This is a genomic window from Massilia niabensis (assembly GCF_042655085.1).
Lineage (GTDB): Bacteria > Pseudomonadota > Gammaproteobacteria > Burkholderiales > Burkholderiaceae_D > Telluria > Telluria niabensis.
This window is the reverse complement of sequence record NZ_JBHSMU010000011.1, coordinates 21,456-40,809: the sequence shown is the minus strand read 5'-3', so window position 1 is coordinate 40,809 and position 19,354 is coordinate 21,456. Positions and strand designations below refer to the sequence as shown.

Genomic DNA, 19,354 nt, shown 5'->3' with positions numbered 1-19,354 from the left:
CCTCCTCATTATCTCCGCCACGGGAGGCTGATGCCCCCTCTCATGTCGTGTTGTTCAGCGATAGTGAAGTCTAAAATGCAGCCAGATAACTTTCCAATCAATTATTTAACGATATCGATACCGATTTTCGTATCAAGTCATGCTCTTGAACCGCATTCACGAACCGGCGTGCAGGAAGCGCGATTCCGGCAGGCCGCGCAGGTCAAGGCGCTGCTGGAACAGCGCCCCGGACAGGGGCGCCGCGGCGCGCTCGCCCTCCCCCATGCCCAGGTGGGCCGAGGTGACGTACAGTGTCGACAGGCCCGGCCCGCCGAACGCGGGGCAGCTCGGCTGCGGCGCGCCCAGTTCCAGCACCCGGTCGAGCCGGCCATCGGGCGTGAAGCGCATCACCTGCCCGGCGCCCCAGCGCGTCGTCCACAGGCAGCCTTCGGCGTCGATTGTGGAACCGTCCGGTTCTCCCGGCGCGGCAGCGGCAGCGACAAAAGTGCGCGACTCGCCGATCTCGCCACTGCACGGGTTGTAGTCGCAGCAGCGGATCTCGCGCGTCACCGAATCGGCAAAGTACATCCTGCGCCCGTCCGGGCTGAAGCAGATGCTGTTCGCGATCGCGACATTCCCCAGCGGCAGGCGCTCGAGCGTCAGGTCGAGGTTCAGGCGATAGAAACTGCCGACGGGCGCCTTCGGGCCCGGGTCCTGGTTAAACATGCCGAACACGAAACGTCCCTGGCGGTCGCAGCGGCCGTCGTTCAGGCGCGTGGACGGGATATCGGCTTCGACATCGAGGATGCGCGTCACGGCGCCGGTCGAGAAGGTGAAGAAGGCCAGGCCGGAAGCCAAGCCAAGCAGCAGGCGGTCGTCGCTGCCGGTCAGCGCAAACGAACAGAGGCGCTCGGGCATGGGCCAGCTAGCGGTCTTGCCGGTCGACGGCGAGTGCGCCCACAGCGTGGCGGCCGGAATGTCGGTCCACAACAGGCGCCCGGTGCGCTCGCACCACAGGATGCATTCGCCCAGCTCGTGGCGGGCGTCGATGAATACGTCCATCATGTTGGCTCCCTCATGATCCCTGATGATCGACCGAGAAGCGGAACCGGGATTCGGTCTGGTACACCTCGCCCTGGCGCAGGATCGTGTTCGGGAACTCCGGCCGGTTGGGCGAATCGGGGAAGTGCTGCGGCTCGAGGCAAAAGCCGCTGCGCTGCGGGTAGTTGCGCCCTTTACCCTGGAGCGAACCGTCGAGGAAATTGCCGCTGTAGAACTGCACGCCCGGCTCTTCGGTGAACAGTTCCAGCACGCGGCCCGACACTTTTTCGCAGACGTGGGCGGCGCGCGTCAGCGCCTTGCCCTGCGGTTTGTTGAGCGCGAAATTGTGGTCGTAGCCGAGGCCGTGGCGCAGCTGCTTGTCCGGCTGGCCGATGCGCTCGCCGATCGGGCGCGGCGTGCGGAAGTCGAACGGGGTGCCGGTGACCGGGGACAGCGCCGCCAGCGGGATCGATTCGGCGTCGATGGCGACGAAGGCATCGGCGTCGATCGACAGCACGTGATCGAGGATATCGCCCTGGCCGGCGAGGTTGAAGTAGCTGTGCTGCGTCAGGTTGACCGGCGTGGGCTTGTCGGTCACGGCGCGGAAGCGCACCACCAGTTCGTTGTCGCCGGTGAGCGTGTAGGTGACGACCACATCGAGGTTGCCGGGGTAGCCCTGCTCGCCGTCGAGGCTGCGGTAGGCCAGGCGCAGGGTGTCGCCCTCGACGACGGCATCCCACTTGACCTTGTCGAAGCCGGCCGTGCCGCCGTGCAGGTGGTTGTTGCCGTTGTTCGCGGGGAGCACGAACTCCTTGCCGTCGAGCGTGAACCTGCCGCGGGCGATGCGGTTGCCGTAGCGCCCGATCAGGGCGCCGAAATAGGGGCCAGTCTCCTGGTAGGGGGCGAGCGTGTCGAAGCCCAGCACCACGTCGGCAAACTTGCCATCGCGGTCCGGCGCGTGCAGCTCGGTGATGATGCCGCCGAAATCGAGGATCTTCGCCACCAGGCCGTTCGCATTCGTGAGCGTGTAGGCCGTGATGGTGGCGCCGTCGGGCAGTTGGCCGAAGGGCGCTTGGGTGATACGGGTTTGCACGTTATCGTCCTTGGTTGAAAACTACGAGGTAGACGGCCGGCCGAAGACGGGCATGCCCTGCTCGTCCCAGCGCAGGGGTTTGACGAAGGTGTGGCGGTCCGGATTCCAGAGCGGGTCGCCGACGATCTCGGTATAGGTGCGTGCATGGTAGACCAGCATGACGGTGTCGCTGTCTTCGGCATAGGTAAAGCTGTTGTGGCCGGGGCCGTAGATGCCATGCTCGTAGCAGGTGCGCAGTACCGGCTCGCGCGACTTGGTCCAGGCGGCCGGGTCGAGCAGGTCGGCGTCCTCGTCGGCCCAGAGCAGCCCCATCGCGTAGTTCTCGTCGGTGGCGCTGGCCGAATAGCTGATGAAGATCCTGCCGTTGCGGCGCACCACCGAGGGGCCTTCGTTGACCCAGAAGCCGCGGGTCTCCCAGTCGTATTCGGGTTTGCTCAGCATGACCGGCTTGCCTTCGATCTGCCACGGGGTCTTCATCGGCGCAATATACAGGTTCGAGTTGCCTTCGATCTCATGGTCCTTCTGCGCCCACAGGTAATACAGCCGGCCCTTGTGGGTAAAGGTGGTGGCGTCCAGGCAGAAGCTGTCGATGCCGGTGTCGACCTGGCCCATGAATTCCCACTCGCCCTCGAGCGGGTTGGGGTTGGGGTTGCGGATGGCGTACATCCGGTGCTGGAACAGCTTGTGCTTGATCTCGCGGCTGGGGGCGGCGGCGAAATAGACGTACCAGGCGCCCTGGTTGAAATGGATTTCCGGCGCCCAGACCAGTTCGCAGTAGTTGCCGGTGTCGGGCTTGGTCCAGGCGTCGACCGTTTCCGCCGTGGCGAGGCCGGCGATGGTGCTGGCGCGGCGCAGTTCGATGCGGTCGTATTGCGGGACCGAGGCGGTAAAGTAGTAATAGCCGTCCGTGTGCTTGTAGATGTACGGGTCGGCGCGTTGTTCGATCAGGGGCTTAAGGACGGTGTCTTGCATGATGGAGTCCGGTTGAGTCATGGTCTGTGTGGTGTCAGCCGGCGACGTAGCCGTTGGTGCGCATGTCGGCCTTGACGGTGTCGTAATAGCTGTCGCTGATGCGGTACTTGAACATCAGGGCACCCATCACGAAGTGGAAGAAGCCCGGGATCACCGACAGCATCAGTGCGATGCCCTGCAGCGCCAGGGCCGACTGTTCCTGGTTCGGCTGGTACTGGAAGTAATCGAGCAGGATGCCGACCATGCCGCCGCCAATCGCCATGCCCGCCTTCTGGCAGACCGAGATGCCGCCAAAGGCGAAGCCCGACACCCGCTTGCCGGTCTTGACCTGGCCATAGTCGATGGCCTCGGCAATCGCCGACCAGAACACCGGCGCATGCAGGTCCACCACCAGCGACAGGATGAAATACAGGACGAAGGCCAGCACGATGTCGCCCGGCGTCACCAGGAAGTACATCAGCAGGCTGATGACCGCCACGGCGATCTGCGAATTGCGGAACAGCTTGACCTTGCAGTAGAACTTGGTGGTCCAGGTCGAGACAACCATGGCGATGATGGCCGCGGCCACGCCGGTGGAGAGGAAGGCGGACACGGTGGCGGTATCGCCGCCCAGGAAGTACTTGGCATAGTAGATCGCCACCGAGCCGCGGATCACGTAGCCGATGGTGCCGGTCACGCACACCGCGCACAGGATCAGCCACTGGTCGTTCTTCATCAGCACGCGCACCTGGTCCAGCAGCGGCTGCTTTTCCACCTTGTGGATCACGCGCTCGGTGGTGGTGAAGAAGCACAGCAGGAACAGCAGCGCGCCCATTGCCGCCATCACCGCCATCGCGGCCTGGTAGCCGGCGGCCGGGTTCGTGCTGTCCCAGCGGTTGGCCAGGATCGGCACGATGATGGTCACCATGAAGGCGCCAATCTTGGCGAAGAACAGGCGGTAGCCGTTGGCCGACAGGCGCTCCTGCGGGTCCGAGGTCAGGCCGCTGATCAGGGAGATATAGGGCAGGCCGACGCCCGCCGTCATCAGGGTCACCAGGATGTAGGTCGAATACGCCCAGACCAGCTTGGCGTCATAGGTCCAGCCTGGTGTCGTGAAGAGCAGGAAGACGCTCACGCCATAGGGCACCGCGAGCAGCAGCAGGTAGGGACGGTAGCGCCCCCAGCGCGTGAGGACGATATCGGTCATCTGGCCCATCGCCAGGTCGGCGATGGCGCCGACGATCTTGACGACGACGAACAGCATGGCCAGGTCGCCGACTTTCAGCCCGTAGATGTCGGTGTAGAAGAAGGTAATGATCAGCATCATCGACGAGATCACCACGTTGAGCGCCATGTCGCCGGCGCCGAAACCCGCTTTTTCGAGGGTGGAGAGTTTTTGTGTGTGTTGTGAGTGCATAGTGCCTTCCCATCAGAACGACCCGGGGGCACTGCCGGATACGACCGTGCAGTGCCCCTGTTTTACTGCGCTGCTGTCCCCGGACAGCTTAGTTACGCCACTTGAGCGCCAGGCCGACCACGCGGCTTACATCTTCCAGCGCAAGGCGACCGAGACCGAACGTCCGACCTGGACCGTACCGAAATTGGTCAACTCTTGATTACCCGCATTGCCGAAGTGGTAGTACTGCCGCTGCATTTCGTTCGTCAGATTGATCGCACCGATATCGACCGACATCCTGTCGTTGACTTTGTAGGAGATCTGCATGTCCACGCTCTTTTCCGGATGACGCCAGATACCGATCGGATTTGCAAACAAGGCCGCTTCGTTGGCGGCCAGGAAGCCGGAGCGCCAGACATAGGACAAGCGCGCGCTGACCGGGCCCTTTTCATAAGCCAGGGTGGCGTTGTAGGAGCGGTCGGACACCCCGAAGAACGGTGTTTCGAGCTGGGCGATGATCTCGCCGGCGCTATTGGCCTCAGGAACGTTCTGCGACGAGCTGAGTCGGGTATAACTGCCCTGGAAGCCCAGGCCGTCCAGCGGGCTAGGGAGCCACTTCGGGAAGTAGATCAAGCCGAGCTCGACGCCTTTGATCGTGCCGTCGGAGGCGTTGACCGGGGAGTTGATGACGTAGTCATAGCCGTTCGTATGGTCGCCGCCCGAGGTCGAGTTGCGGAACGGGTCGTCCGCCGGGTCGACGTGAATCTTGCGGCGCAGGGGCACGACCAGGCCGTCGATCTTGCGCTTGAACACAGTGCCGTAGACTGCGCTGTCTTTCTGGAAGTACCACTCACCGGTCAGATCGAAGTTCGTCGAAAGCGTCGGTTGCAGGTCTGGATTGCCGCCGGTGCCCGAGCCATAACCCACCCGCGATACGTCGTCGCCGAGTTGCAGGACAGGATTCAGATCACCGAAGTTCGGGCGGCGCAGGGTTTTACCAAAGTTAAAGCGCGTTACGACGTCTTTGGCCGGGTCGTAAATCAGGGTCAGGCTGGGCAGGAACTTGCTGGTCGACTTGCTGGCGCCGGACGCCGTGACCGCCCTGGTGGTGGCGTCGACCTTATAGAAGCTCATGTCGGTATCGACCTTGGTGTAGCGCACGCCGACATTGGCGCGCAGGCGATTGCCGAACAGCTCGCTCTGGAAATCCCCCATCAGGTAAAGATTGCTCGTCTTTTCCTCGATCTCGAACGTCTTCTGCAGGCTCAGTTTGTCCGTGGTCAGGAAGTTGCTGTTGGCCGAGTTATAGAGCTTGCGCCATTCATCGATATGGTCGCGGATGTAGTAGGCATTGGGTTCCACCCATGAGCGCGGAACGTCCGAGATGTCCGTGCCGAAGTTCGAGTTGGTAATGGAATACTGCGGACCCAGCGAGGCGAGGTTGCGGCCCAGGAAGGCCGATTGCGTCCGGTTGGCCTCCGACGCCTTGCGTACGTCGTGGCGCAGGCCGAATTGGAGCGTCTCGAGCGCACCCCAGCCGGCATCGAAGACGCCCGCCAGAGTGGCCGTCGCGGCGCTGCCCTTGTTACGGTTGGCGTTATCGTAGAACTCCGCGACATTCCACTTGGTCGGGTCGGCCAGGTCGGCATTGTTATTGAAACGGAACGCCGTATCGCCGCCGGTATTGAAGTCGACGTCGATGGAGGGTGCAACGCGATCGATCCGGGTGGCGGTGAATTGCGTGTCGAACTCGCTCGTCTGGTATGACAAATCACCGTCCAGCTTCAGGCGCTCGCCAATATTCCACTTGCCGTTCAGGGCATACACGAAGGAATCGGTTTTCGACGTGGTGTAGTCGCCGCTGTTGAAGCCATAGACGTTATTAACTTTGCGGGTCTTGATGACGTTCGTTCCCGGGAAGGTCGTGATCGTCCCCGCCGGGTTGCTGCCGAGATCGCCCCACCAGTCGACGAAGCTGAACAGCAGCTGATTGAAGGCCTTGTCGCGATAACCGTTGTACATCGACTCGAAGGTGTAGACCGCATCGCTGTTCGGTTTCCACTGCAAGGCGATAGTGGCGGCCGGGCGCTTGCGTTCACCCTGGACGTCGCTCTGGAAAACGGCGTCGCGCGCCAGGTAATAAGGATGCGCCTTGTCGTTGAAATTCAGCGTCGAACCCGCTGCCATCGGCAAGCCGGCACGGGTACCGGGCGCCCAGATATTGTTGTCGAAGATGCGCTGCAAGGGCGTGTAACCTGCCGGCACTTCGGCGGCATTGGGGCTGGCAAACGGCACCATGGCACCCGGCGTCACGCTTTCATTGCGGTATTTCGTCTGGGTAGCGGCCAGATTGACCAGGGCGCCGACCTCGCCGATGCCGGTTTCCCAGCGGTTACTGAACATGGCGCTGAGCTGCGGGTTCCACTTTTTCGCAGGATCCAGATAGGTCTCACGCGCCGAAAGCGACACTTGCGGCCCCTTGAAATCGAACGGTCGCAGCGACTTGACGTCAATTTGGCCTGCAATTCCGGTTTCCAACTGCCTGGCGTCGCGTGTCTTGTAAACGTCGATCTGGCGAACCAGGGTCGAGGGAATGTCCTGAAGCGCGACCTGCGTGCCCGACGCGGTAAAAATATTGCGGCCGTTCCAGGTGGTCTGGACGTCGGGCAGACCACGGATGGACAAGGTGCCGACTTCGCCGCCGGCGCGGTTGGTGACCTGGATCCCCGTCACGCGCTGCAGCGCTTCAACCACATTGTTATCGGGCAGCTTGCCGATGTCTTCGGCAACGACCGATTCCACGACCTGGTCGTTGATTCGCTTGTTCGCCAAGCTCTTGATGAGCGATGCCTTGACGCCCGTGACAACCACAGTCTGGATGTCACTCGGCTCCGTCGTTTCGGCTGCTGCGGCGGGGGAAAATTCTTGGGCGCCGACCGTGGCGCTGCTGATCAGGCCGGCGCCGGCAAGTGCTGCGACCGTTGCCCGCAGCGTGAAGACATGGCAGGTACTGGCCGCGGCGCGGCCGAATGATGTGCGTTTCATACGTCTCCTGTGTCGTTTTTGTTGTGGCCGCTGTATCGCGGCTTGGCTGTTTTCACATGCTCGACAGGGATGGTAGGCGTTGGAGCAAGATCGTTCCAATCAATTTTTCCGGCGTTCCGATATCGGTTTGTATATCGGCGGCATCATCGCGTCGCGTTGCGGTCTCGACAGGAAACCGGACGGCTGCGGCAAGGCGGCAAGGCGGCACGGGCCGGATGGCGGGAAGTCTTGCGAGGAGGGGCAAAAAAAATGCCCGCTCAGGGAGCGGGCAAAGTCCAAAACTAGGGATGTCCTGAAAGAGACAGTTCCACTATAGTTCCCGGTTCCTGCACACTCTGTGCGCTAATTCACACTTATGTGACATTTTTGGTTTTATCGCCTGCCGGGTCGAGGGGACAAAAAAAAACCCGCTCCAGCGGAGCGGGTGAAGTCCAAAACTAGGGATGTCCTGAAAGAGACAGTTCCACTATAAGGTTCGGCTAGCAGGCTGCTCTGTGCGTCACCTCACACAAGTCCGGGAATTGTCACGTATCCGGCCAATCCTTGCGAAAACCCTGTGGCCGAAATGAAAAACGCCGCCGGGCTGGAGCCGGGCGGCGTTTTTTCCTGCTTCAGTTGCCGCGTACGACTTAGACGACGGCGCCGTCGGTCTCGTCCTTTTCCTTGACCGGCTTGATCAGGTCTTCACGCTTCACGCCGAACCACATCGCCAGCGCCGCGGCCACGAACACCGAGGAATAGATACCAAAGCAGATGCCGATGGTCAGTGCCAACGCGAAGTGGTGCAGCGAGGGGCCGCCGAAAAGCAGCATCGACAGGACCATCATCTGGGTCGAGGCGTGGGTGATGATGGTGCGCGAAATGGTGCTGGTGATCGCGTGGTCGATGACTTCGGTCACGCTCATCTTGCGCTGCTTGCGGAAGGTTTCGCGGATCCGGTCGAAGATGACGACCGATTCGTTGACCGAATAGCCCAATACAGCGAGCACGGCCGCGAGGACCGTCAGCGAGAATTCCCACTGGAAGAAAGCGAAGAAGCCCAGGATGATGACGACGTCGTGCAGGTTTGCCAGGATGGCGGCAACGGCGAATTTCCACTCGAAGCGCACGGCCAGGTAAATCACGACGCCGACGATCACCATGATCAAGGCGTTCAGGCCGTCGGTGGCCAGTTCGTCGCCGACCTGGGGGCCGACGAAGTCGACGCGCTGCAGCGTCACCAGTTCGGCGCCGACCGGGTTGGCACAGGTGGTACGCGCCACCTGCTGGCCCTTCTCCGTCACCGTGACCTGCTTCGGCGCTCCGCCTTCGGAGGCGCAGATGGCGTTGAAGGCTTCCGACGACACGGTGGCACCGGCGGCGGTCTTCACCGGCGGCAGGCGCAGCATGACGTCCTGGGCGGTGCCGAAGCTGGCCACCTCGGGCGCTTCATGGCCAATGCCGCGCAGCGTGGCGCGGATCTTTTCCTGGTCGGCCGCGTGCGGGTAGCGCAGTTCCATCACGGTGCCGCCGGTGAACTCGACCGAGAAGTGCAGGCCTTTGGTCACCAGGAAGAACACCGCAGCCACGAAGGTCAGCGCCGAGATCACGTTGAAGATCAACGCGTGGCGCATGAACGGGATGTCCCGTTTGATTTTGAAAAATTCCATGACGATTCCCTAGTCTTATTTCTGTTCAGCTGGCAGGCCCGGCTTCCAGACCGTGCCCACGGACAGCTTCGTGAGTTTCTTGCCGCGGCGGCCGTACCACAGGTTGGCGATGCCACGCGAGACGAACACTGCCGAGAACATCGAGGTCAGGATGCCCAGGGTGTGCACGACGGCGAAGCCACGCACCGCGCCGGAACCGAAGATCAGCAGCGCCAGGCCGACGATCAGGGTGGTCACGTTCGAGTCGAAAATCGTGTCCCAGGCGTGGCTGAAACCGTTCGTGATCGCCTGTTGCGGGGTGGCGCCGGCACGCAGTTCCTCGCGGATGCGCTCGTTGATCAGCACGTTGGCGTCAATTGCCATACCCAGCGCCAGCGCGATTGCGGCGATGCCCGGCAGGGTCAGGGTTGCCTGCAGCATCGACAGCAGCGCCAGCAGGAACATCACGTTGGCCGCCAGCGCCAGCGCGCTGAAGACGCCGAACATGTGGTAGTAGATGACCATGAAGATGGCGATGGCCACGAAGCCCCACACCGTCGAGTGCAGGCCGCGGCTGATGTTTTCGGCGCCCAGCTGCGGGCCGACCACGCGTTCCTCGACGAACTCCATCGGCGCCGACAGCGCGCCCGAGCGCAGCAGCAGGGCCAGCTCATTCGCGTCCTCGATCGTGCCGATGCCGGTGATCTGGAAGGTCGAACCGAGTTCGGCCTGGATAGTCGGTGCCGTCGGCACGGTGTACTTGCCCTTTTCCTTCAGCAGGACCGCCATGCGCTTGCCGATGGCTTCGCGGGTGGCCAGGCGAATCTTGCGCCCGCCGTCGCCGTTCAGGTCGATCGACACGGCCGGCTGCTGGTTCTGGTCGAAGGTGGCGACCGCGCCCGAGATGTAGTCGCCGGTCAGGATGATGTCCTTGTAGACCACGACCGGGGCGCCGCGGCCGTCGGTGAACAGTTCCGAGTTCAGCGGGATGGCGGCGGACTGTTCGGTGCCCGGGGTGATGGTCGGATCGACCATGCGCATTTCCAGGGTTGCGGTGCGGCCGATGATGTCTTTCGCACGGGCTACGTCCTGCTCGCCTGGCAATTGCACGACGATGCGGTCAGCGCCCTGTCGCTGGATGACCGGCTCGGTCACGCCCAGTTCGTTGATCCGCTTCGACAGGGTGGCGATGTTCTGGTTGACGCCCTCTTCCACGGTGCGCTTGAGCGCTTCCGGCTTGAGGGTGACCAGCAGCTTCAGGTCGGTGCCGTCGGCGGCGTCGGCCAGCAGCAGGTCCTGCGACTGGGCGGCCAGCGTGGTGCGGGCAGCGGCACGGGTTTCGGCGTCGCGGAAGGTGACTTCCACGGTGTTGCCGACGCGCTCGATGCCGGTGTGGCGGATGTTCTTGTCGCGCAGGATGCTGCGCACGCTCGCTTGCGTGCCCTTCATCTTGGTTTCCAGCACGGCGCGCGAATCGACTTGCAGCAGGAAGTGGACGCCGCCGCGCAGGTCGAGGCCGAGGTTCATCGCCTTCGCACCCAGGGACGCCATCCAGGCCGGGGTGTTCTTCACCAGGTTGACGGTGACGATGTAATCGGGGTCGGCCGGGTCGCGGTTGAGCTGGCGCTCGAGCGCGAGCTTGGCCTTGAACTGGGCATCGGTGGTGTCGAAACGGGCGCGCACGGCCGTCGAGTTACCTTCGCCTTCCAGGGTGACTTGGTTTGCCGGAACACCTTCGCGTTTGAGCACGTCCGCGACCCGCGCCGTGGTCTCGCTCGTGATCTTGACCGCCGTTTTGCCGGTAGTGATCTGCAAGGCCGGCGATTCGCCGAAGTAGTTGGGCGCCGTGTACAGCGCGCCAAGCAGGAGCGCGACAGCGATCAGTATGTATTTCCAGACGGGATAGCGGTTCATAGTGTTCCAGCGTTCAATGTTGAGCGGCGTGCGGCCAGCGAGGGCCGCAGCGCGTGCTTACAGGGACTTGAGCGTGCCCTTCGGCAGCAGCGTCGTGACGGCGTTCTTTTGCACGACCATCTCGGTGCCGGTCGCCACTTCGATGGTGACGTAGGCATCTTTCACCTGCACCACACGGCCCAGGATGCCGCCGGCGGTGACGACTTCGTCACCCTTGGCCAGCGCTTCCATCATTGCCTTCATTTCTTTCTGGCGCTTCTGCTGAGGACGGATCATCAGGAAATACATGACCACGAACATGATGATCAGTGGTGCGAAGGTCGTCAGGCTGCCCATCAGGCCAGGATCGGCGGCGGTGGTGGTTTGCGCGTAAGCGTTGGAAATGAACACAAGGACTCCGATTGTGAGATAAAAAATTAGCGCTGTATTCTAGCACCGGCGAACTGGCAGCGGCCATTTCGAGCTATATGGATTGACTTTCAGAAATTGCAAGTAGGAAATCAGCAACGACGGCCGGATGCGGTCAGTGTCGTCGGCGGGCACACTGTGCCCACCCACAAAATCAAATCCCGCGGGCGCGGTCGGCTGCAAACTGCAACCGGAACGCATGAAACCCGTCCGCATCGATCGCGTCGCGCATCTCCTGCATCAGGTTCAGGTAGTAGTGCAGGTTGTGGATCGTGTTCAGGCGCGCGCCGAGGATCTCGTTCGAGCGGTGCAGGTGGTGCAGGTAGGCGCGCGAAAAATTCTTGCAGCAGTAGCAGGTGCAGGACTCGTCGAGCGGCGCCGTGTCTTCCTTGTAGCGCGCGTTCTTGATCTTCACGTCGCCGAAGCGCGTGAACAGCCAGCCGTTGCGGGCGTTCCGGGTCGGCATCACGCAGTCGAACATGTCGACGCCGTTCGCCACGCCCTCGACCAGGTCTTCCGGCGTGCCGACGCCCATCAGGTAGTGCGGCTTGTTCTCCGGCAGGCGCGGGCCGACGTGGGCCAGGATGCGCTTCATGTCTTCCTTCGGCTCGCCGACCGACAGGCCGCCGATCGCCAGGCCCGGGAAGTCGATCTCTTCCAGGCCGGCCAGCGACTCGTCGCGCAGGTGCTCGTACATGCCGCCCTGGACGATGCCGAACAGCGCGTTCGGATTCTCGCCGTGGTTGAACTCGTTCATCGAGCGCTGGGCCCAGCGCAGCGACATGCGCATCGATTTCGCGGCCTCTTCGGCCGTCGCTGCCCTACCATCTATTTCGTACGGCGTGCACTCGTCGAACTGCATCACGACGTCCGAGTTCAGGGCGCGCTGGATCTGCATCGACACTTCCGGCGACAGGAATTTACGCGAGCCGTCGATCGGCGAGGCGAAGGTAACGCCCTCTTCCGTGATCTTGCGCATCGCGCCCAGCGAAAACACCTGGAAGCCGCCCGAGTCGGTGAGGATCGGCTTGTCCCAGCCCATGAACCCGTGCAGGCCGCCGAACTTGTTGAACACTTCCACGCCCGGGCGCAGCCACAGGTGGAAGGTGTTGCCGAGGATAATCTGCGAGCCGACTTCCTTCAGTTCGACCGGATCCATCGCCTTCACGGAACCGTAGGTCCCGACCGGCATGAAGATCGGCGTTTCGATGGTGCCGTGGTTGAGGGTCAATCGGCCGCGGCGGGCGTGCGACAGGCCGCTGGTGTCTTTTTTAAGGAGGGTAAATTCGAGCATCTGGTGTTATTGGCGTGATTGTGTAGTCAGCAGCATGGCGTCGCCATAGCTGAAGAAGCGGTATTCGTTGGCGATCGCATGGGCATAGGCCTTGCGAATTTCCGCATACCCGGCAAAGGCTGACACCAGCATCAGCAGGGTCGACTTCGGCAGGTGGAAGTTCGTGATCAGGCGCGTCACGGTCTTGAACTTGTAGCCCGGGGTGATGAACAGGGCCGTGTCGGCGCTGCCGGCCGCCAGTTCTCCCGACTGGGATGCCGATTCCAGCGCACGCAGGGAGGTGGTGCCAACGGCGATGACGTCGCGCCCGGCCGCTCGCGCGGCGCGCACGGCATCGACCGTCTCGCCCGGCACCGTGTACCACTCGGTGTGCATCTGGTGCGCGGACAGGTCTTCCACGCGCACTGGCTGGAAGGTACCGGCGCCGACGTGCAGCGTGACGTAGGCGAAGTTGACACCCTTCGCCTTGAGCCTGTCGAGCAGCGGCTGATCAAAATGCAGGCCGGCGGTCGGCGCGGCGACCGCGCCCGGCTCCTTTGAATACACCGTCTGGTAGCGCTGCTCGTCGAACTCGTCTGCCGTGTGCTCGATGTAGGGCGGCAGCGGCAGGCGGCCGTGGGCCTCGATCAGCTCGAACACATCGCCCTCGAAGTGCAGCGTGAAGAATTCGCCGGCGCGCTCGCCCGTGGTCACGTCAAAGGCGTCGGCCAGGCGGATGCGGGTGCCGGGTTTGGGGGACTTCGACGCACGCACCTGCGCCAGCACCGTGCGGTTGTCCAGGACACGCTCGACGAGCACCTCGACCTGGCCGCCGGTCTCCTTGACGCCGAAAAAGCGGGCCTTCAGGACGCGCGTGTTGTTCATCACGAGCAGGTCGCCAGTCTGGAGCTGGTCGACGATGTCGGCGAAATGGCGGTCGGTAATCTGGTCACCGTCGAGCTGCAGCAGGCGCGAGGCGCTGCGGTCCGGCAGGGGCAATTGCGCGATGCGCTCGGGCGGCAGTTCGAAATCGAAATCGGAAAGCGAGTACATTCTGGTCAATTCTGGGAAAATAGGTGCTGGCAGCCTTACAATATGGCCCCAAGTACGTGCGGCGAACCCTCTATTTTACGCTAGCACTGGCCCATCTGCCGCTTTTATGCCCGCTCCCAAGACCCCACCCGCCCCGAAAACGACACAAACCAAACTCGCCAAGCTCGGCCTGCGCAGCGACATGGACCTGGTCCTGCACCTGCCGATGCGCTACGAGGACGAGACAAAAATCGTGTCGATCCGCGAGGCCTGCCTGCGTGGCGGCCATGTGTCGCAGGTCGAGGGCGTCGTCATCAAGAACGAGATCAGCCTGAAACCGCGGCGCCAGCTGCTGGTGACGATCGCGGACGAATCCGGCGAGCTGCTGCTGCGCTTCATGAATTTCTACGGCAGCCAGGTCAAGCAGCTGGCCGACGGCGTGCGCGTGCGCGCCCGTACCGAGATCAAGCACGGCTTCTTCGGCGCCGAGATGGTGCACCCGACCTACAAGGTGGTCAACGAAAACGCGCCGCTGCCGACTTCGCTCACGCCGGTGTATCCGTCGGGAGAGGGCCTGTCGCAGCCGATCCTGCGCCGCGCGATCGCCGAAGCGATGCGGCGCGTGAGCTGGATCGACACCGTGCCGCCCGGCGTGCGCCGCCAGATGGGGCTGATCGACTTCGAGCCGGCCGTGAAGCTGCTGCACTACCCGCCGGTGGATGTCGACGAATACGCGCTGATGGAAAAGTCGCATCCGGCCTGGACGCGCATGAAGTTCGACGAACTGCTGGCGCAGCAGCTGTCGCTGAAACGCGCCCAGCGCGCCCGCCGCGACAAGGGCGCGCCCCATTTGCGCGCGATCGGCACGCTGTCCGAAGGTTTTCTGCGCGCCCTGCCCTTCTCGCTCACCGGCGCCCAGCAGCGCGTGGTGAAAGAGATCCGCGCCGACCTGCGCGAGGGCTATCCGATGCAGCGCCTGCTGCAGGGCGACGTCGGCAGCGGCAAGACCGTGGTGGCGGCGCTGGCCGCGGCCCAGGCCATCGACAGCGGCTACCAGGCCGCGCTGATGGCGCCGACCGAAATCCTCGCCGAGCAGCATTTCAGGAAGATCGCCGCCTGGATGGAGCCGCTTGGCGTGAAAGTCGCCTGGCTCACCGGCAGCCTGAAAAAGAAGGACAAGGCGGCGGCAAACGAACTGGTCGAATCGGGCGAGGCGCACCTGGTCATCGGCACGCACGCGCTGATCCAGGACACCGTGCAGTTCGCAAAACTGGGTTTGGTCATCGTCGACGAGCAGCACCGCTTCGGCGTCGGCCAGCGCCTGACCCTGCGCAACAAGGGCAGCGACGGCCTGGTGCCGCACCAATTGATGATGTCGGCCACGCCGATCCCGCGCACCCTGGCGATGACGTATTACGCGGATCTCGAGGTATCGGTGATCGACGAGCTGCCGCCGGGCCGCAGTCCGATCGTCACCCGTGCCATCGACCAGAACCGGCGCGAGGAGGTCATCGAGCGCGTGCATGCGGCCGCGCTCGAGGGGCGCCAGGTGTACTGGGTCTGTCCGTTGATTGAAGAGTCGGAAGCGCTGCAGCTGCAGACGGCCACTGAAACCTACGAGACGCTGGCCGAGGCCCTGCCGGATTTACAGGTCGGGCTGGTGCACGGGCGCATGAAGCCGGCCGAGAAACAGGCGGTGATGGATGCCTTCACGGCGGCCGAGGTTCACGTGCTGGTAGCGACCACGGTCATTGAGGTGGGCGTCGACGTGCCGAATGCGTCCTTGATGGTGATCGAGCATGCAGAGCGTTTTGGCTTGTCGCAGCTGCACCAGTTGCGCGGGCGCGTCGGACGCGGGTCGGCGGCCAGCGTCTGCCTGCTGCTGTACCAAAGCCCGCTGGGACAGGTGGCCAAGCAGCGATTGATGACGATGCGCGAGACGACCGATGGTTTCGAGATCGCCCGGCGCGACCTCGAGATTCGCGGGCCGGGCGAATTCCTGGGCGCGCGCCAGTCGGGCCAGGCCATGCTGCGCTTCGCGGACCTGGAGACGGACCAGTGGCTGGTCGAGCACGCGAGGGATATCGCGGCCAGTTTGCTGGAGCGGGAGACGGCGGAGAGCGTGGCGATTGTGGATGCGCATCTGGCACGCTGGCTTGGCGGGCGCGAGGAATTCCTCAAGGTGTAGGGTGGACGGCTCTGCCGTCCACGCGTCAACTCCCCGGCGTTTAATTAATTCTGGTCAGTTCGACGCCATCAACCGTCATCATCCACTTGTCGCCTACGCGGTGCGGCGGCTTGCTGACGACGAAAGTGGAGCGCACCATGAAGGCGCCGACATCGAAATTGTCGCCATTGAAGCCCTGCAGGTCGAGGCTGAGGTCCATCTTCTTGTTCGGCCGGTCCCGCTTGTACTTGACCTTGCCGTCTTTGGCCAATTGCAGGCGCATGTCCTTGCCCTGCCAGTCGCCGACATAGGCCAGCTTTTCAGCGGGAACGGGAACAGGATCGGCCTGCGCGGCGAGCGGCAGCAGGCAGGCGGCGAGGACGGCGGTGCGGAACATATGCATGACAACTCCGGAACGGATGATGGAAGCGGGACAGCCGCCGAGTATTCGCCTGTCCAGTTCCATTGTCAACATGCATACGCCGCACAGTGTTGTGCGTTACCCCCGGCGGTCGGCCTCGTAGACCAGGCCGATCTGGCGGCGGATCTCGTCCATCACGCCCATCTGGGCCAGCGTTTCCTCGTGCGTCATGCCGGGGCTTTCGATCAGCCCTGCCTGGAAACAGCGCTGCGCCTCGATCGCTTCGTGCGCGTAGCCATTGCCGAGATAGGGCGTATCGATCGTGCGCATGCTGCCATCCTCCAGGGCCACGGTCACCGAGCGGGCATGGTGGAACCGCGTATTCATGCGGACATGGCCGCGCGTGCCCGACACCGTCAGTTCGCACGGGGTGCGCGCCAGCAGCGAGCAACTGCACACCGACAGGGCGCCGCCTTTATGCTTCAGCGTGAACCCGGTCTGCACGTCAACGCCGGTGGGGCCCATCTGCGCCTGGGCCCTGACCTCGGCGACGGGCCCGAGCAGGCTGGACGCGATCGACAGCGGGTAGATGCCCAGGTCGAGCAGCGCACCGCCGCCCAGTTCGGGATTGAAGACGCGGTGCTCGGGACCGACATTGGCAGTGAAGCCGAAGTCCGCCTCCACCTGGCTGACCTCGCCGATTTCGCCGGACGCGATGATGCGTTTGACCTCGGCCAGCGCCGGCTGGAAGCGCGTCCACATCGCCTCCATCAGGAACAGGCGCTTGCTCCGCGCCAGCGCCACGACCTCTTCCGCCTCGCGCCGGTTCATCGTGAACGCTTTTTCGCACAGCACGCCCTTCCCTGCGCGCAGGGCGAGCAGCGCGTTGGCGGCATGCTGGGGGTGGGGCGTGCCGATATAGACCAGGTCGATGTCGGTTGCAGCCACCAGCTCTTCGTACGAGCCGTAGGCGGCGCCCGCACCGAACTCGCTGGCGAAGGCGTCCGCATTCTCGCGGCTGCGCGACGCGACGCCGGCCAGCACCGCGCCCGGCACCTCTTTCAATGCTTCCGCAAATGCGCGTGCAATCTTGCCTGTGCTGAGGATGCCCCAGCGTACCGTGTCAGCCATCGCCTTGCCCTTTCATGTAATGCCGGTTATGCCACACGCCTGGGACGAAATACGCTCGCGTCCAGGTAGAAGTCGCGGTCCTGGCCAAGCCACCAGCCCGGCACGCCAAGCACGGGCAGCGGCGTGAAGCTGGAAGTGGCCAGGCCTTCGTCGCGCAGCGTCGCGGCGACGGTGGTGTCGATCCAGGCGCGCTGGGCGTCCGGGTCGAGGTCAAAATAATCGTCGTCCGCAAACACGACGCGGGTATGCGCGGTGATCGCCTTGCGCGGCGCAACCAGCTTTTCCATCAGCGCATGGCCGAACAGCCAGACCCGGGCGTCCCTCTCGAACATGGCCCGCTTTTCGAACAATGCGGCGTCCCAGCAGTGCGCGCGCAGCTCGTCGACCAGCTCGCGCCCCTCGCTCGATGCCCGCACAACCAGCAGCGCGGCGTTTTCGTCGAAGATGGTGGCGGCGTCGCGCGCCGGCCCGCGCGACTTACCCACACCGCCGGCGGCCGCGATCTGCGCCGCCTGCAGCGCGTTCAGTTCACGCTTGATCAGCGGGAAGGTCTGCCACACGAGGCCATTGAAGAAGTCGTGCAGGTTGTCGCGCGTGGGCACCTGTCCGGTGGCGCTGATGAATTCCTCGTACGCCCGCCCTTCGGGCAGCGACTCCTGCGGCACGAAGGCGATCGGCAGGCCCGTGTGGTTGCGCAGCGCGAGGCGCGCGGCGTTGCGGTTGAAGGCACCCACGAAGTCCCCGCCGTCGAACGCCAGGGCCGCATGGGCGGGCCGCACCGAGTCGTACCACGGCCGCGACCAGTCGATCTGCCCGATCTCCGACGCCACTTAGAGCATCTTCCAGTCGATGCGCTCCCCCGCGTTCAGCGGCACCAGGTCGTTCTCTCCCATCGGCACCGTGGCCGGCAGGTTCCACGATTCGCGCACCAGCGTGATCGTGCCCTCGTTGCGCGGCAGGCCGTAGAAGGCCGGGCCGTTGAAGCTGGCAAAGGCTTCCAGTTTGTCGAGGGCCCCGGCCTGGGCGAAGGCTTCGGTGTACAGCTCCATCGCGTGCAGCGCCGTGTAGCAGCCGGCGCAGCCGCAGCTGGACTCCTTGGCGCCGATGGCGTGCGGGGCCGAATCGGTGCCCAGGAAGAAGCGCTCGTCGCCGCTGGTGGCGGCCGTCACTAGCGCCAGGCGGTGTTCTTCGCGTTTCAGCACCGGCAGGCAGTAGTAATGCGGGCGGATACCGCCGCGGAAGATCTCGTTGCGGTTGTACAGCAGATGGTGCGCGGTGATGGTGGCGGCGATCGGGCCTTCGGCTTCGGCCACGTACTGGGCCGCGTCCTTGGTCGTGATGTGCTCGAAGACGATGGCCAGGGCCGGCATGTCGCGGCGCAGAGGGCGCATCACGCGCTCGATGAAGACGGCTTCGCGGTCGAACAGGTCGATGTCGTTATCCGTGACTTCGCCATGCACCAGCAGCGGCATGCCGACTTCCTGCATCACTTCCAGCGTCTTGTAGCACTTCTTGAGGTCGGTGACGCCGGCCTGCGAGTTGGTGGTGGCGCCTGCCGGGTACAGCTTGACCGCGTGGATGAAGCCGGTGTCCTGCGCACGGCGGATCTCGTCGGGATCGGTGTTGTCGGTCAGGTAGAGCGTCATCAGGGGCTCGAACCGGGGCGCCGGACCGTGCATCCCTGCTGGGAGCGCCGCCAGGATGCGGTCGCGGTAGGCAGCGGCGTCGGCGACCGTGGTGACCGGGGGTTTCAGGTTCGGCATCACGATGGCGCGGGCGAACTGGCGCGCGGTGTGCGGCAGCACGCTGGCCAGCGCCGCGCCATCGCGCAGGTGCAGGTGCCAGTCGTCTGGACGGGTGATCGTGATGGATTGTGGGATCTCGATGGTGGACATGGCGGCTCTCGGATTGCGGGACGGCGTCATTTTACCTGTA

The 19,354-nt window shown here is 63.7% G+C and carries 15 protein-coding genes; 1 reads left to right on the top strand and 14 read right to left on the bottom strand.

What is annotated here, in order from left to right; genetic code table 11:
* Positions 1-156: 156 nt before the first annotated feature.
* The 10 genes from ACFPN5_RS11490 to queA all read right to left on the bottom strand — a co-directional run bounded on the left by ACFPN5_RS11490 (position 157) and on the right by queA (position 13,781).
* Positions 157-1,044, bottom strand: a complete 888-nt coding sequence (locus tag ACFPN5_RS11490; RefSeq protein ID WP_379783293.1) for an SMP-30/gluconolactonase/LRE family protein — start codon at positions 1,042-1,044, stop codon at positions 157-159.
* A 10-nt stretch (positions 1,045-1,054) separates the two neighbouring features.
* On the bottom strand, positions 1,055-2,113 hold the full coding sequence (locus ACFPN5_RS11485; protein ID WP_379783291.1) for an aldose epimerase family protein: 1,059 nt from the start codon (positions 2,111-2,113) through the stop codon (positions 1,055-1,057).
* A gap of 21 nt (positions 2,114-2,134) precedes the next feature.
* The gene (locus ACFPN5_RS11480) at positions 2,135-3,085 is read right to left on the bottom strand and encodes a glycoside hydrolase family 43 protein (RefSeq protein ID WP_379783289.1); all 951 of its coding nucleotides are present in this window, start codon (positions 3,083-3,085) and stop codon (positions 2,135-2,137) included.
* A 34-nt stretch (positions 3,086-3,119) separates the two neighbouring features.
* Complete coding sequence (locus tag ACFPN5_RS11475; protein ID WP_379783287.1) at positions 3,120-4,481, bottom strand: MFS transporter; 1,362 nt, start codon at positions 4,479-4,481, stop codon at positions 3,120-3,122.
* Between the two features lie 126 nt (positions 4,482-4,607).
* On the bottom strand, positions 4,608-7,604 hold the full coding sequence (locus ACFPN5_RS11470; protein ID WP_379783285.1) for a TonB-dependent receptor: 2,997 nt from the start codon (positions 7,602-7,604) through the stop codon (positions 4,608-4,610).
* Between the two features lie 530 nt (positions 7,605-8,134).
* The gene (secF, locus tag ACFPN5_RS11465) at positions 8,135-9,154 is read right to left on the bottom strand and encodes a protein translocase subunit SecF (protein ID WP_379783283.1); all 1,020 of its coding nucleotides are present in this window, start codon (positions 9,152-9,154) and stop codon (positions 8,135-8,137) included.
* Between the two features lie 15 nt (positions 9,155-9,169).
* On the bottom strand, positions 9,170-11,047 hold the full coding sequence (secD, locus tag ACFPN5_RS11460) for a protein translocase subunit SecD (RefSeq protein WP_379783281.1): 1,878 nt from the start codon (positions 11,045-11,047) through the stop codon (positions 9,170-9,172).
* A gap of 57 nt (positions 11,048-11,104) precedes the next feature.
* Positions 11,105-11,437 (bottom strand): preprotein translocase subunit YajC, encoded by a 333-nt coding sequence (gene yajC / locus ACFPN5_RS11455; protein WP_379783279.1) that lies wholly within the window; start codon positions 11,435-11,437, stop codon positions 11,105-11,107.
* Positions 11,438-11,609: 172 nt separating this feature from the next.
* Entirely contained in the window at positions 11,610-12,749 is a 1,140-nt protein-coding gene (tgt, locus tag ACFPN5_RS11450; RefSeq protein ID WP_379783277.1) for a tRNA guanosine(34) transglycosylase Tgt, read from the bottom strand.
* Positions 12,750-12,755: 6 nt separating this feature from the next.
* Positions 12,756-13,781: a tRNA preQ1(34) S-adenosylmethionine ribosyltransferase-isomerase QueA gene (gene queA, locus ACFPN5_RS11445; RefSeq protein WP_379783275.1), complete on the bottom strand. Its 1,026-nt coding sequence runs from the start codon at positions 13,779-13,781 to the stop codon at positions 12,756-12,758.
* Between the two features lie 106 nt (positions 13,782-13,887).
* Between queA and recG the strand changes: the two genes are divergently transcribed.
* A complete protein-coding gene (gene recG, locus ACFPN5_RS11440; RefSeq protein WP_379783273.1) occupies positions 13,888-15,948 on the top strand; it encodes an ATP-dependent DNA helicase RecG in 2,061 nt (686 codons plus the stop codon).
* Positions 15,949-15,988: 40 nt separating this feature from the next.
* On the opposite strand, the gene ACFPN5_RS11435 is transcribed toward recG, so the two are convergent.
* The 4 genes from ACFPN5_RS11435 to pyrC all read right to left on the bottom strand — a co-directional run bounded on the left by ACFPN5_RS11435 (position 15,989) and on the right by pyrC (position 19,314).
* Positions 15,989-16,330: a hypothetical protein gene (locus tag ACFPN5_RS11435; protein WP_379783271.1), complete on the bottom strand. Its 342-nt coding sequence runs from the start codon at positions 16,328-16,330 to the stop codon at positions 15,989-15,991.
* A 96-nt stretch (positions 16,331-16,426) separates the two neighbouring features.
* Positions 16,427-17,419, bottom strand: a complete 993-nt coding sequence (locus ACFPN5_RS11430) for a Gfo/Idh/MocA family protein (protein WP_379783269.1) — start codon at positions 17,417-17,419, stop codon at positions 16,427-16,429.
* A 26-nt stretch (positions 17,420-17,445) separates the two neighbouring features.
* Positions 17,446-18,249, bottom strand: a complete 804-nt coding sequence (locus ACFPN5_RS11425; RefSeq protein WP_379783267.1) for a DUF3025 domain-containing protein — start codon at positions 18,247-18,249, stop codon at positions 17,446-17,448.
* Complete coding sequence (pyrC, locus tag ACFPN5_RS11420; RefSeq protein ID WP_379783265.1) at positions 18,250-19,314, bottom strand: dihydroorotase; 1,065 nt, start codon at positions 19,312-19,314, stop codon at positions 18,250-18,252.
* Positions 19,315-19,354: the final 40 nt, after the last annotated feature.